This window comes from Streptomyces sp. NPDC049597 (genome assembly GCF_040675505.1).
Lineage (GTDB): Bacteria > Actinomycetota > Actinomycetes > Streptomycetales > Streptomycetaceae > Streptomyces.
In genome coordinates, this window is the sequence record NZ_JBFAOY010000001.1 from 71,242 (window position 1) to 83,871 (window position 12,630).

The 12,630-nt window shown below is 69.8% G+C and carries 12 protein-coding genes and 1 riboswitch; of the genes, 3 read left to right on the forward strand and 9 right to left on the reverse strand.

The genetic code is table 11. The features are described 5' to 3' along the window. Positions 1-293: 293 nt before the first annotated feature. Positions 294-1,658, reverse strand: a complete 1,365-nt coding sequence (locus AB0K02_RS00325; protein WP_365990089.1) for an NYN domain-containing protein — start codon at positions 1,656-1,658, stop codon at positions 294-296. Positions 1,659-1,696: 38 nt separating this feature from the next. Next, positions 1,697-1,939, reverse strand: coding sequence for a hypothetical protein (locus AB0K02_RS00330; RefSeq protein WP_365990090.1), 243 nt, complete (start codon positions 1,937-1,939; stop codon positions 1,697-1,699). A 185-nt stretch (positions 1,940-2,124) separates the two neighbouring features. On the opposite strand from AB0K02_RS00330, the gene AB0K02_RS00335 reads away from it, so the two are divergent. Further along, a complete protein-coding gene (locus AB0K02_RS00335) occupies positions 2,125-2,859 on the forward strand; it encodes a rhomboid family intramembrane serine protease (RefSeq protein WP_365990092.1) in 735 nt (244 codons plus the stop codon). Then, positions 2,856-3,137, forward strand: a complete 282-nt coding sequence (locus AB0K02_RS00340) for an Lrp/AsnC ligand binding domain-containing protein (RefSeq protein WP_031069742.1) — start codon at positions 2,856-2,858, stop codon at positions 3,135-3,137. Before AB0K02_RS00335 ends, AB0K02_RS00340 begins: the two co-directional genes overlap by 4 nt. Positions 3,138-3,392: 255 nt before the next feature. On the opposite strand, the gene AB0K02_RS00345 is transcribed toward AB0K02_RS00340, so the two are convergent. The 6 genes from AB0K02_RS00345 to AB0K02_RS00370 form a co-directional block, all read right to left on the reverse strand. Then, entirely contained in the window at positions 3,393-4,829 is a 1,437-nt protein-coding gene (locus AB0K02_RS00345) for an aminotransferase class V-fold PLP-dependent enzyme (protein WP_365990093.1), read from the reverse strand. Positions 4,830-5,037: 208 nt separating this feature from the next. Beyond that, positions 5,038-5,155, reverse strand: a riboswitch (SAM riboswitch). A gap of 104 nt (positions 5,156-5,259) precedes the next feature. Next, positions 5,260-6,324, reverse strand: coding sequence for an anthranilate phosphoribosyltransferase (gene trpD, locus AB0K02_RS00350; RefSeq protein WP_365990094.1), 1,065 nt, complete (start codon positions 6,322-6,324; stop codon positions 5,260-5,262). Between the two features lie 150 nt (positions 6,325-6,474). Beyond that, a complete protein-coding gene (locus tag AB0K02_RS00355; RefSeq protein ID WP_365990095.1) occupies positions 6,475-8,100 on the reverse strand; it encodes a cytochrome bc complex cytochrome b subunit in 1,626 nt (541 codons plus the stop codon). Further along, on the reverse strand, positions 8,097-9,173 hold the full coding sequence (locus AB0K02_RS00360) for a Rieske 2Fe-2S domain-containing protein (protein WP_365990096.1): 1,077 nt from the start codon (positions 9,171-9,173) through the stop codon (positions 8,097-8,099). The genes AB0K02_RS00355 and AB0K02_RS00360 overlap by 4 nt, the downstream gene beginning before the upstream one ends. Beyond that, the gene (locus AB0K02_RS00365) at positions 9,170-9,979 is read right to left on the reverse strand and encodes a c-type cytochrome (protein ID WP_365990097.1); all 810 of its coding nucleotides are present in this window, start codon (positions 9,977-9,979) and stop codon (positions 9,170-9,172) included. Before AB0K02_RS00365 ends, AB0K02_RS00360 begins: the two co-directional genes overlap by 4 nt. A gap of 92 nt (positions 9,980-10,071) precedes the next feature. After that, positions 10,072-10,683, reverse strand: a complete 612-nt coding sequence (locus AB0K02_RS00370; RefSeq protein WP_177152828.1) for a heme-copper oxidase subunit III — start codon at positions 10,681-10,683, stop codon at positions 10,072-10,074. Between the two features lie 177 nt (positions 10,684-10,860). Between AB0K02_RS00370 and AB0K02_RS00375 the strand changes: the two genes are divergently transcribed. Then, complete coding sequence (locus tag AB0K02_RS00375; protein WP_365990098.1) at positions 10,861-11,265, forward strand: hypothetical protein; 405 nt, start codon at positions 10,861-10,863, stop codon at positions 11,263-11,265. Between the two features lie 71 nt (positions 11,266-11,336). Here AB0K02_RS00375 and AB0K02_RS00380 read toward each other — a convergent pair whose 3' ends face one another. After that, positions 11,337-12,593, reverse strand: coding sequence for an Ig-like domain-containing protein (locus tag AB0K02_RS00380; protein WP_365990099.1), 1,257 nt, complete (start codon positions 12,591-12,593; stop codon positions 11,337-11,339). Between the last annotated feature and the right edge of the window lie 37 nt (positions 12,594-12,630).

Here is a 12,630-nt window from a genome sequence, read left to right on the forward strand (position 1 = left end):
CGCCTACCGGGCTGTGGGGGGTTTAATCCCCGGCGTCCGCACATCGGATCCCTGGGGGAAAAGGGGCGAACTGTACGAACTCGGCGGTTCCTTCGCTGTCGCCCCGGGTGGACGATCAACCGCGCGAAGGTTCGAGGCCCGACCCTAGTGACCTTCTTGTGATCAGTTCAAATCCTCATCGGAAAAATCTCGGCCGCCGCGCGCATTCTTTACTCACATCACACGCGTAGTAATGGTCACTTGACACACCGTCCCGGCAACACCGGTATCAATTCGGGCATTTACGACGGCAGTTACGACAGCCGCGAAAGCCGCTTCAGCAACAAGGCGGACGGGACCGGGCGGGCCCCGGCCTTGGCCACGCCGTCGGCGACCTCGCGGTCGGTCGACACGACCACCACCGGCCGGCCCGGCGGCTCCGCGCGCACCAGCTGACGGATCAGCTCGTCTGCGGTGACCCCCGGCTTCGAGAACAGCACCCGCACCCCGCGCGGCGGCGCCAGCAGCACCGGCGCGGCCAGTTCGGCGCCGTCGAACACACAGGTGACCTCGGCGCCGGTCTGGGCGGCGAGCACCGAGAGCCCGCCGAGCAGCCGCAGCCGCTGCTTCTCCAGCGGCATCGTCGGATAGCCGGTCTTGGTGACGTTGTAGCCGTCGACGACGATGTGCGCCTGGGGCAGCGCCAGCAGTTGGTCCAGCAGCGCGGGGTCGGTCTCCGAGAGGGCGCGTGCCGCGATGTCCTTGGGCGACATACGCCCCGGCTCGACGGCGTCGACCGTGTCGGCGGGATGGACCCCGGCCGGCGGCAGCGCCAGCTCGCGGCGCAGCCCCTGGGCCGCGTCCAGCATGGTGTCGAGCAGCAGCCGCAGCCGCATGTCCTCGATGGAACGCCCCTCGCGGGCGGCCCGCCGCCCGGCCTCCACCGCCGCCTCCGCCTCGGCGAGGCGGGCCTTGAGCCGGCGGCTCTCGCTCTCGGCCGCCGACACCTGGGCCGCGGCCTGCGCCCTGATCGAGTCGATCTCGGCGACCGTACGGCGCAGGGCTGCCTCGCCGCGCTTCACATCGGCCTGCGCGCTGCGCAGCTTGCGCCCCAGGGAGTCGTTCTCCTTGCGGGCGCTGTCCAGCTCGGCGCGCAGCCGCTCGGTCTCGGCCCTGATCTGGCCGCGTGCCTCCGCCAGTTCCTCGCGCAGCCGCTCCAGCTCGCGCCGGCCGGCCTCGTCGGCACGCTCGGCGTCCGCGCGCTGGACCTCCTCGCCGGCCGCGGCGACGAGTTTCACCCATCCGGCGGGGCGCAGCACGTACGCGGCGGCGGCCACGTCGACCGGATCGGCGGCGGCGGGCGGTGCCCCGGCCTCCAGGGCCCGGGCGAGCTCGGGCTGCGCCTTGCCCAGCCGCTCGCCGATCCGCTGACGGAAGAGCGTGTCGCTCTCCAGCGCGGCGGCCATGGCGTTGCCGGCGAACTTGGCCCGGCGGGAGGGGGTGAACCGGGCGTACTGCCGCAGCTGGGACGGCAGCTCCGCGACGGTCAGGCCGCCGAACGCGTCCGAGACCAGCGCGACCACGCGGCGCCGCACCCCTTCGGGCAGCGGTCGGTCGAGCGCCTCGGCGGCGTCACCGGCCGCACCGGCCGGCTCCGCGCCACTCGCGGGCTGCTCCACGATCCGTCACCCCTGCCACCTTTGCGGGCCGCGCTCCCTCAGGAAGCGGTGCCCGGCCTGTCCACCAGCTCGATCTGGTCCACCGCGTTGCACCAGCGGCAGCGGACCGACTCGATGGTCTCACTGACCACCTCGCGCTCCTCCACGGTCGGCTCGCCGGCAAGGTCCAGATGGACGTACTCGACGACCTTGGACGAGCGTGTGACGTCGAAGCGTGTGAGGTTGCCGCACAGTGTGCAGCGCCACCTGGTCTCGGCGGTAGGCCAGGGAACCGTCGTCATCGTGCCGTCCTCTTCCGTTGTCCGGGTCCTGTGCCGCGGTGCGCCGTCGAACTGCGGATGTACTGCCTGCAACCCTACGGGCATGGGGGCGCCCGCTGCTCACGCGGACCGGAGCTCGGGTCGGGTACCCGTGGTCACGGCGAGGCACTCTGTACCGTTCGGTCCCGCTACGCCATGCTCTGTCCATGATCAGTAGGTGGGGCAGGGCGCGGCACAGGATCCGGGAGGCGGCGAAGGGGCCGGCCGTCGTCTACGGCCTGATCGCGCTGTGCTGTGCGATCTTCGTCGTCAGCCCGGTCTCCGGCCTCGACCCCTCCCACGGGCTGGGCGACGCCCTGCTCGCGGCCCAGGAGGCGTACTTCGAACGCTGGGGCGTGATCCCGGCGGACCTCCTGACCGGATCACCCCAGGCGCTCCTGACGCCCTTCACCGCCCTGTTCATCCACGGCAGCTGGCTGCACCTGCTGGGGAACATGCTCTTCCTCTACGTGTTCGGCACGATGGCCGAAGAACGCATGGGGCGTGGGGAGTTCGCCCTCTTCTACCTGGGTGCCGGCTATGTGGCACTGCTCGCGTACGCGGTGGCCAACGCGGAGTCCACGCAGACGCTGGTGGGTGCGTCCGGGGCGATCTCCGCGGTGCTCGGGGCGTTCCTGTTCCTGTTCCCGAAGGCGCGGGTGACGAGCCTGTACCCGTTCCTCTTCTTCCTGCCGCTGCGTTTCCCGGCCTGGGCGGTGCTGATCTTCTGGTTCGTCCTCCAGTGGCTGGCGGCCCAGAAGGCGAGCAGCGGCCCGGGCGTCGCGTACCTGGCGCACCTGGCGGGGTTCTCGGCGGGCTTCCTCTACGCCTGGGGCCGGTTCCGGGGTGGGACTAGAGTGAGGACATCTGCAGCGGCCACCGAGGGAGAAAGCCAGCCGTGATCACCGCGATCGTGCTCATCAAGACCAGTGTGGACCGCATCCCCGAGATCGCCGAGTCGATCGCGGCGCTGGACAGCGTCAGCGAGGTCTTCTCCGTGACCGGCACGTACGACCTGATCGCCATGGTGCGCGTGGCGAAGCACGACGACCTGGCGGACGTGATCCCGGGCCGCATCAGCAAGATCCCGGGCGTCGAGGCGACGGACACGCACGTGGCGTTCCGCACGTACTCGCAGCACGACCTGGAGGCGGCGTTCGCGATCGGCCTCGACGCGTAGCCTTCGGCGGCGGCTGACCGGGGTGCGCGTTCGTGCGCGGCCGGGCCCGTGAGGCGTGCCCGGGGCTCGGCCAGGAGGCTTCCCGGGCCGGGCCCGTGAGCGCGGCGTCTCCGGCTTCCCGGGCCCCGGCCCGGTTCGTGACCACGACCTCGGGCCCCTGCGGGCAGGGGCCTGGAGTGGGCGGCGGACCGGTGACCGCCGGCCGCACCGCCCCGCGACGGGGCCCAGGGCCCCGGGGACACGACGCCTCAGGGCTCAGACCGCGGGGACGCAGCGGCCGTCCTCCGTGTGGTACGTCCACTTCGCGCCCTCGCGCACCAGCTCCCGCACCGCCCCCACGAAGCGCTCCACGTGCTCGTCCGGCGTGCCCGCGCCGAAGCTCACACGGATCGCGTTCAGGGACCGGCCCCCGTCTTCGGCCGGGGCGACCCCCGGCTCCGCCTCCGGCGCACCGCACTCGCCGACCTCCTGCGGGTCGCTGCCGACCAGCGTGCGCACCAGCGGGTGGGCGCAGAAGAGGCCGTCCCTGACGCCGATCCCGTACTCCGCCGACAGCGCCGCGGCGAAGTGCGAGCTGTTCCAGCCGTCCACCACGAAGGAGATGACGCCGACGCGCGGCGCTTCGTCGCCGAAGAGCGACAGGACACGTACCTCCGGCACCTGGGCCAGACCCTCGCGCACCTTCGCGATCAGGTGCTGCTCGCGCTCGACCAGCGTCTCGAACCCGGCCTCGGTGAGCGCCTTGCAGGCGGACGCGATCGAGTAGACGCCGATCACGTTCGGCGAACCGGCCTCGTGGCGCGCGGCCGTCGTGTGCCACTCGACGTCCACGCCGCCGTCCGTGCGCCGCCCCACCTTCCGCGACGCGCCGCCGCCCGCCAGGTACGGCTCCGCGTCCTGGAGCCAGTCCGCGCGGCCGGCGAGCACGCCCGAACCGAACGGCGCGTACAGCTTGTGCCCCGAGAAGGCGACCCAGTCGACGTCCAACTCCCGTACCGACACCGGGTGATGGGGCGCGAGCTGCGCGGCGTCCAGCACGATGCGCGCACCGTGCGCATGGGCGGCGGCGGCGAGTTCCCTCACGGGCCACAGCTCACCGGTCACGTTCGACGCGCCGGTCACGCACACCAGCGCCGGACCGTGGGGGTCGCGCTCGGCGAGCGCGTGCTCCAGCGTCCGCACCGCCTCCTGCGGGGTGCGCGGCGCGTTCAGGTACGTCACGCGGGCATCACTCCCGCTGCGCCCTGCGGCGTCGGTGGCCCCCCACGGCAGCAGCGACGCGTGGTGCTCGGTCTCGAAGACGAAGACCTGGCAGCCGGCGGGGAGCGCGGCGGCGAGCAGGTTCAGCGAATCCGTGGTGGAGCGCGTGAAGACGACCTGGTCGCCGTCCCGGCAGTCGAGGAAGGAGTGGACGGTGGCCCGGCTGGCCTCGAACAGGTCGGTGGACAGCTGCGAGAGGTAGCCGGCGCCCCGGTGCACGCTGCCGTAGTAGGGGGCGTACGCGGCGACGTCGTCCCACACGCGCTGCAGCGCCGGGGCGCTCGCCGCGTAGTCGAGGGCGGCGTACGTCACCTCGCCGCCCGTCACGAGCGGGACGGTGACGTCCCGGCCGAGGACGGGCAGCGGCGCCACGCAGCAGGGGTCGGAGTCGGCGGCGGGGGCGGCGGTGGCGGCGACAGGGCGTGCGGACATGACGGTATCTCCCGGCAGGAAAAGGCGAGTTGGCTTCGACAGGCCCCGTGACGGCGCGACAGCACGGCTGTGCGACGGCGTACGGGGAAAGACCTCGACGCACGGACATCCCGCACGGAGGTGTGGTGAAGAAGGGGCGGAAACGCCCTATCGCATTCGCTTGCTCACGAGACAGCTCCTCGAGGACCAGGACCCCAGAGCTGGAAGGGGTCCGCGCTTGCCACAGACCTCGCTGCCTGCGGCCTGGTCTTCACCCGGGGCACCCCGCCACGGACGGAGGGTTGCCGGACAGCGGGCCGGGGCCGTAGTCGCTGTCACTCATGACCTTGGAGAGCATCCTGCCATACGTCTCTCACGGCGCAAGGGCGCGGTCCGCATAGTGGACCGCGCCCTCGTCGGACTCACCCGCGGTGCGTCGTGCCGCCGGACGTCACGCGTTGCTCGCCGTCACCCAGCGCTCCAGCGCCGCCCGCGCCGCGCCCGAGTCGATCGACTGCGCCGCCCGCGCGATGCCGGCCGCCAGCTGTTCGTTCAGCGTGCCGTCGGACGGCTCCAGCGCCGCCAGCGCGGCCGCGGAGTTGAGCAGGACCGCGTCCCGCACGGGGCCGGTCTCGCCGCTGAGCAGCCGGCGCGCCACGTCGGCGTTGTACGAGGCGTCGGCGCCGCGCAGGGCCTCCACGGGCACCAGGTCGATACCGACGTCCCGGGGGTCGAACGCCTCCTCGCGGACCGTGCCGTCGCGCACCACCCACACCCGTGACGTGGCGGTGGTCGTCAGCTCGTCCAGCCCGTCGTCGCCGCGGAAGACCAGCGCGGAGGAACCGCGCTCGGCGAGGACGCCGGCGACGATGGGCGCCATCCGGGCGTCGGCGACGCCGGTGGCCTGTGCCCTGACCTTGGCGGGGTTGGTGAGCGGGCCGAGGAAGTTGAAGACGGTGCGGATGCCGAGTTCCTTGCGGGCCATGGCGACATGACGCAGGGCCGGGTGGAACTTCACCGCGAAGCAGAAGGTGATCCCGGCCTCCTCGGCGACCTCGGCCACGCGCTGCGGAGTCAGCTCGAGGTTGACGCCGAGCTTCTCCAGGACGTCGGAGGCCCCGCTCGCCGACGAGGCGGCCCGGTTGCCGTGCTTGACCACCTTCGCGCCCGTACCCGCGACGACGATCGCGGACATGGTGGAGATGTTGACCGTCTTCGCGCCGTCGCCGCCGGTGCCGACGATGTCGACGCTGGGGCCGGGGACCTCGATGAGGTTGGCGTGCTCGTACATGGTCCGTACGAGGCCCGAGATCTCCTCGACCGTCTCGCCCTTGGCGCGCAGGGCCACCGCGAAACCGGCGATCTGCGCGTCGGTGGCCTCGCCGCTGAGGATCCGGTCCATGGCCCACGCGGTGGCGTCCGCGCTCTGGTCACGGTTGTCGAGGAGGGCGTTCAGCACGCTCGGCCAGGAGAGGGCCGCCACGCTGTCGCCGCCAACCGGGGTCACAACGTTCATGGTCCACTCCTGGGTCCACAAGCCGATAAGGATGGCTCCCACCCTATCCAGCCTCGCGGCACGGCGAAGGGCCCCGTCCATTCGATGGACGGGGCCCTCGCTGTGGCGATCTTCCGGGGTCCCCCAGGGCGAAGCCCTGGGGGAAGGTGATCAGTGGTGGCCGTGGCCGCTGGTGATCTCCTTGTACTCGTCGACCGTGGGCTTGGCGACCTGGTTGTCGCCGCCGTAGTAGCCCTTGCTGAGCTTGACGCGCAGCTTCTCCATACGGCCGACCTTGCGGCGCACCCCGTGCTCGTCGACCGTCGGGCCGATCTCGGCGGGCTTGTACTGCTCGTGCGCGGTCAGCTTGTACCGGTCGGCCTGCGACAGCGGCTCGTGGATCTCGACGAACTCACCGTGCGGCAGGCGCTTGATGATGCCGGACTCGCGCCCGTGCAGCACCTTCTCCTTGTCACGCCGCTGCAGACCCAGGCAGATCCGCTTCGTGATGACGAAGGCGAGAACCGGTCCGACGAAGTAGGTGATCCGCACGAACCAGGTGATCGAGTTGATCGACAGGTGGAAGTGCGTGGCGAAGATGTCGTTTCCACCGCCGAGCAGCATGATCACGTAGCCGGTGACCCAGGCGACGCCCAGGGCGGTACGGGTCGGCGCGTTGCGCGGGCGGTCCAGGATGTGGTGCTCGCGCTTGTCGCCGGTGATCCAGGACTCGATGAACGGGTAGACGGCCAGCGCCGCGAGGACCACACCGAAGAGGACCAGCGGGATGAAGACGCCCAGGACGAGCGTGTGACCCCACAGGTTGATCTCCCAGCCCGGCATCACACGGATCAGACCCTCGGCGAAGCCCATGTACCAGTCGGGCTGGGCGCCGGTGGACACCTGGTCCGGGCGGTACGGGCCGAGGGCCCACACCGGGTTGATGGTGAACAGGCCGGCGATGATCGCGATGACACCGAAGACCAGGAAGAAGAAGCCTCCGGCCTTGGCCATGTACACCGGCAGCAGGGGCATGCCGACGACGTTCTTGTTCGTGCGGCCGGGGCCCGCGAACTGCGTGTGCTTGTGGTAGAAGACCAGGATCAGGTGCGCCACCACGAGGCCGAGCATGATGCCCGGCAGCAGCAGGATGTGGATCGAGTAGAACCGGGCCACCATGTCGTGGCCGGGGAACTCGCCGCCGAACAGGAACATCGAGATGTAGGTGCCGACGATCGGCATCGACAGGATCGCGCCCTGCGTGAAGCGGACACCGGTGCCGGAGAGCAGGTCGTCCGGGAGCGAGTAACCGGTGAAGCCGGTGAACATGCCGAGGACGAACAGCAGGAAGCCGAACAGCCAGTTGATCTCACGCGGCTTGCGGAACGCGCCGGTGAAGAACACGCGCATCATGTGCACGAACATGGCGGCGAGGAAGATCAGCGCGGCCCAGTGGTGGATCTGCCGGATGAGCAGACCACCGCGGACGTCGAAGCTGATGTCCAGGGTCGAGGCGTACGCCTCGGTCATGCGGATGCCCTGCATCGGCACGTACGAGCCGTGGTACTCGATCTCGTTCATGCTCGGGTGGAAGAACAGCGTCAGGTACACACCCGTGAGGATGATGATGATGAAGCTGTAGAGCGCGATCTCACCCAGCATGAAGGACCAGTGGTCCGGGAAGATCTTCCGCATGTTGGCCTTGGCCAGGGAGTAGATCCCGAGCCGGCCGTCCGCCCAGTCGGCCACCCGCTCGCCGGCGGGCGCCTTCTTCCGCGTATCCGTCTGTGTACTCATCCGCGCTCCCAGAAGGCAGGACCGACAGGCTCATCGAAGTCGCCGAGCGCCTCGAGGTTGCCCTCGGCGTTCACACCGATCCGCAGCTGCGGAAGCGGGTGACCGGCCGGACCGAAGATGACGCGGGCGCCGTCGGAGAGGTCGAAGGTGGACTGGTGGCACGGGCAGAGGACGTGGTGCGTCTGCTGCTCGTACAGGCTGATCGGGCAGCCGACGTGGGTGCAGATCTTCGAGTAGGCCACGATGCCGTCGTGCGACCACTCGAGCTGGCGCTTGTCCTTGATGTCCTCCGGCTGGATGCGGACGATCATCAGGGCGGCCTTGGCGATCTCGGTGTTGAACTCGTGGTCGCTCTCCTCCAGGCCCTCGGGCATGGCGAAGGTCAGCGACCCGACCGCGACGTCCTCGGGACGCAGCGGCTCGTTCGTGTTCATGTTGATGAGCGTCTTGCCCTTGGCCCACAGCGTGTGGCGGAGCTTGTCCTCCGGCAGCGGGCCGAGCTCGCGCAGCAGCACCACACCGGAGAGCGGCACCATGGCCAGCGCGCCGAACATGGTGTTGCGGATCAGCTTGCGGCGGCCGATAGCGGACTCACGCGCACCGTCGGCGAAGTCCGACAGGACCTTGGCCTTGACCTCGGGCGCGGCCTCGATGGCGTGCCGGTCGTCGGCGACCTCGACGTCGGACATCAGGGTGCGCGCCCAGTGGACGGCACCGGCGCCGATGCAGAAGAGTGCGAGACCCAGCGTCAGTCCCAGCGAGAAGTTCAGCGCGCTGATGTGACCGAGCGGCCAGATGTAGACGATCTTCTTGACGTCGAAGATCACGAACGAGGCGATGAAGCCGATCGTGGCGAGCATCGACAGCGTGAACAGCAAGGCGACGGTGCGCTCGGAGCGCTTGGCCGCACGCTCGTCGATGTCCTGGACGCGCGGCTTGTGGGCCGGCAGTCCCGGGTCGGCGAACGGGTCCTCGTCACGCTGCGCGACGGCCGTGCCGCCACCGTGAGCCGCGTCGTGCGCGGTGCCCTGCTCTGTCGGCAGGTTCTCTTCTGAATTCTCTTGGCTACTCATGACTTCTTGGCCTTAGCGGTGTGGGCCGCAACCCAGACGGCAACAGCGATCAGCGAACCCAGACCGAAGATCCATCCGAACAGACCCTCGCTCACGGGGCCGAGGCCACCGAGGGCGAAGCCGCCGGGGGTCGGGGTCTCGTCACCGTTCACGGAGTTGACGTACGCGATGATGTCCCGCTTCTGCTGCTGGGGCATCGTGGTGTCGGGGAAGGACGGCATGTTCTGCGGGCCGGTCTGCATGGCCTCGTAGAGATGCTTCGCGCTGACGCCTTCGAGGCTCGGGGCGTACTTGCCGTTGGTCAGGGCACCGCCCTCACCGGTGAAGTTGTGGCACTGCGCGCAGTTGGTGCGGAACAGCTCGCCACCCTCGGCGATGTTCGCGCCCTCAGGGCTGTAGTCCTTCTCGGTCGGCGTGATCGGGCCGGCCCCCAGGGAGGCGACGTACGCAGCGAGCTGGTCGATCTCCTTCTGGGTGTAGATGACCTTCTTCTCCGGCACCTGCGCGCCGGGCTGCTGGGCGGGCATGCGTCCGGTGCCGACCTGGAAGTCGACAGCGGCGGAGCCCACGCCGACCAGGGAGGGGCCGTCGGAGGTGCCCTGACCGCCGGTTCCGTGGCAGCTGGCGCAGCCGACGGTGTAGAGCTTCTGGCCCTCCTTGATGGCGAGGGACTGGGCGGTTACATCGGCCTGCGCCTTGTCCGCGGGTGCGAACGCGGCGTACAGCCCCCCAGTGGCCGCCAGCGCGAGGAGTAGGACGACGACCGCCGCCAGCGGATGGCGTCGTCGTGCGGAGAGCTTTTTCACGGATTACCCCGGTGTCAGGATCTTCTGCGTCGATGCTTCTGGACTATGTCTGCTTCAGGCGGCTTCCGCTCGGAGCGTGCCGCCCGCGCCGATTACTTGATCATGTAGATCGTGGCGAAGAGGCCGATCCAGACGACATCGACGAAGTGCCAGTAGTAGGACACGACGATGGCGGCGGTTGCCTGCTCGTGGGTGAATCTCCTGGCCGCGTACGTCCTGCCGAGAACCAGCAGGAAGGCGATGAGACCGCCCGTCACGTGGAGGCCGTGGAAGCCGGTGGTCAGGTAGAACACGGAGCCGTACGGGTCGGACGAGAGGGAGAGCCCCTCGTGCTTGACCAGCTCGGTGTACTCGAAGACCTGACCGCCGATGAAGATCGCACCCATCACGAAGGTGATCACGAACCAGGTGCGCAGCTTCTTCACGTCGCCGCGCTCGGCGGCGAAGACGCCGAGCTGGCACGTGAGGGAGGAGAGCACCAGGATCGTGGTGTTCGTCGCCGAGAACGGGAAGTTCAGCGCATCGGCTTTCTCTGCCCAGAACTCGGCACCCGTCACCGATCGCAGGGTGAAGTACATCGCGAAGAGGGCCGCGAAGAACATCAGCTCGGAACTCAGCCAGATGATGGTTCCGACGCTGGTGAGGTTCGGCCGATTGACCGACGGGTGCGCGTGCCCGGTTTCTACTGTCGTTGCTGTCGCCACGCCGACATTATGTCGGTCGCTTATCCCGCCCTCACTCCGGGGGGTGCCGTTCGGTGTGTCAGCAGCACGTGCCCAGCCCGAACGGCCCATCGAAGCCATGTCCGAACCGGTGTTGACAGCCAGTCGGGAGGAGTAGCATCCGCGCCACAAGCTCTGTTCGTACGAGGCGGAGGAACCATGCAGTCGAGCGCCACGGTCCTGGTCTACAGCGACGATGCCAATACGCGCGAGCAGGTCAGGCTGGCAACGGGTCGCAGGCCGGCCGCCGACGTCCCGCCGGTGCGGTTCGTGGAGTGCGCGACCCTGCCCGCCGTGCTCAAGGCGCTCGACGAGGGCGGCATCGACGTGTGCGTGCTGGACGGCGAGACCGTTCCCGCGGGCGGCATGGGCGTGTGCCGGCAGATCAAGGACGAGATCTTCGACTGCCCGCCCGTGCTGCTGCTCATCGGCCGCCCGCAGGACGCCTGGCTGGCGACCTGGAGCCGCGCGGAGGCGGCGGTGACCCTCCCGGTGGAGCCGGTGGAGTTCGCCGAGGCGCTGGCGTCGCTGCTGCGCCGCCGGCTCTCCCACCACGCCGCCTGAGCCCCGGGCCGTCGACGCCGTCTCAGGTGCCCCGTGGGGCTCCCTGCGGCACAGCCAGGGGGAACCGGGCCTCAGACGGCGGGCCTGAGGCGGGCGGCGACGGCGGCGCTGCCGGTCTCCTGGGGCGTGCCGCCGGTCAGGGCGCTGCCCGCGCGCCACTTGTCCCAGGACAGGTTCCAGTCGCCGAAACCGTTCCCGAACGTGTCCATTATGTCGCCGTAGCTGTTGACGACCTCGACGATGTCGCCCTCCCGGACCGTGTTGAAGAACCAGGCGGCATTGGCCGTGGACATCCCGGTGCAGCCGTGGCTGACGTTGGCGAAGCCCTGTGATCCGACCGACCAGGGCGCCGCGTGGACGTATTCGCCGCTCCACGTGACGCGGGTCGCCCAGTAGACGGGCAGGTCGTACGACTCCGAGCTGCCCTCGGCGATGCCGATGGTGGTGCTGCGCATCCGGACGAACGACTCCTTGCCGAGCACGACCTTGATGCCGTTGCGCGTGGCGAAGCCGGGCTTCCCGGTGGTCACCGGAATGGTGTTGATCACTTCTCCGTTGCGCTTGACCACCATGGAGTGCGATGCGGCGTCGGTTATGGCCTCGATGCGGTCGCCGATGGTGAGCCTCACCGGCGCCGAGCGGCCGCCGTAGAGCTTGTTCTCGACCTTCACCCCCGCGAGGTTGCTGGTCGCGTTGACGACCGTCCCTGTGGGCCAGTACTCCTTCGGGCGGTAGTGGAGCGTCTTGTCGTCCACCCAGTACCAGGAGCCCTCCACGGCCGGCTTGGAGCTGACCTTCAGGGCGCGTTCGACGACCCGCCTCGCCTGGTTGCCCTTGACGGCCGTGCTGAGCTTGGCGGTGACCGGCTGGCCCACGCCGTACGTGCCCGTCTTCGGGCCGAACTCGGCGGTCAGGAAGCGTTTGGCGGGCTTCGTCTCGAAGGTGAGCACGCGCCGGCCGGGCGCGCCGTCCTCGTCCTCCGTGGCCACCCGCATCGTGTAGCGGGCGCCGGCGGCGAGCGGTGCGGTGGAGCGCCAGCGCAGGCCGTCGGCGGAGAGTTCGCCGGCGAGGTAGCGCCCGGCGTCGTCGGTGACGGTGACGTCGGTGATGCGGCCGGCGCTGCTCTTGGTGGTGACCTCGAGGGGCTTGTCGGGGTCCACCTTGTGGTCCCCGGCATCGGCGTTGAAGCTGACCTGCCGCGCCGCGTCGTAGGGCTGGGCGGCGAGGGGGTGGCCGTCGGGCTCACCGCACGCGGTCGCGACCACTCCGAGGGTCACGACCACCAGAGTGCAGCTGAGAACGGTGCGGAAGTGCGGCGTGTGGTTCATGAGCACACGCTATGAACGCTTGTCACCGGCGGCGCGC

Excerpts from the sequence above, each read along its gene's own strand:
- AB0K02_RS00345 (WP_365990093.1), bottom strand. The coding sequence starts at position 4,829 with ATGTCCGCACGCCCTGTCGCCGCCACCGCCGCCCCCGCCGCCGACTCC.
- AB0K02_RS00380 (WP_365990099.1), bottom strand. The coding sequence starts at position 12,593 with ATGAACCACACGCCGCACTTCCGCACCGTTCTCAGCTGCACTCTGGTG.
- AB0K02_RS00375 (WP_365990098.1), top strand. The coding sequence starts at position 10,861 with ATGCAGTCGAGCGCCACGGTCCTGGTCTACAGCGACGATGCCAATACG.
- AB0K02_RS00335 (WP_365990092.1), top strand. The coding sequence starts at position 2,125 with ATGATCAGTAGGTGGGGCAGGGCGCGGCACAGGATCCGGGAGGCGGCG.
- trpD (WP_365990094.1), bottom strand. The coding sequence starts at position 6,324 with ATGAACGTTGTGACCCCGGTTGGCGGCGACAGCGTGGCGGCCCTCTCC.
- AB0K02_RS00330 (WP_365990090.1), bottom strand. The coding sequence starts at position 1,939 with ATGACGACGGTTCCCTGGCCTACCGCCGAGACCAGGTGGCGCTGCACA.
- AB0K02_RS00355 (WP_365990095.1), bottom strand. The coding sequence starts at position 8,100 with ATGAGTACACAGACGGATACGCGGAAGAAGGCGCCCGCCGGCGAGCGG.
- AB0K02_RS00360 (WP_365990096.1), bottom strand. The coding sequence starts at position 9,173 with ATGAGTAGCCAAGAGAATTCAGAAGAGAACCTGCCGACAGAGCAGGGC.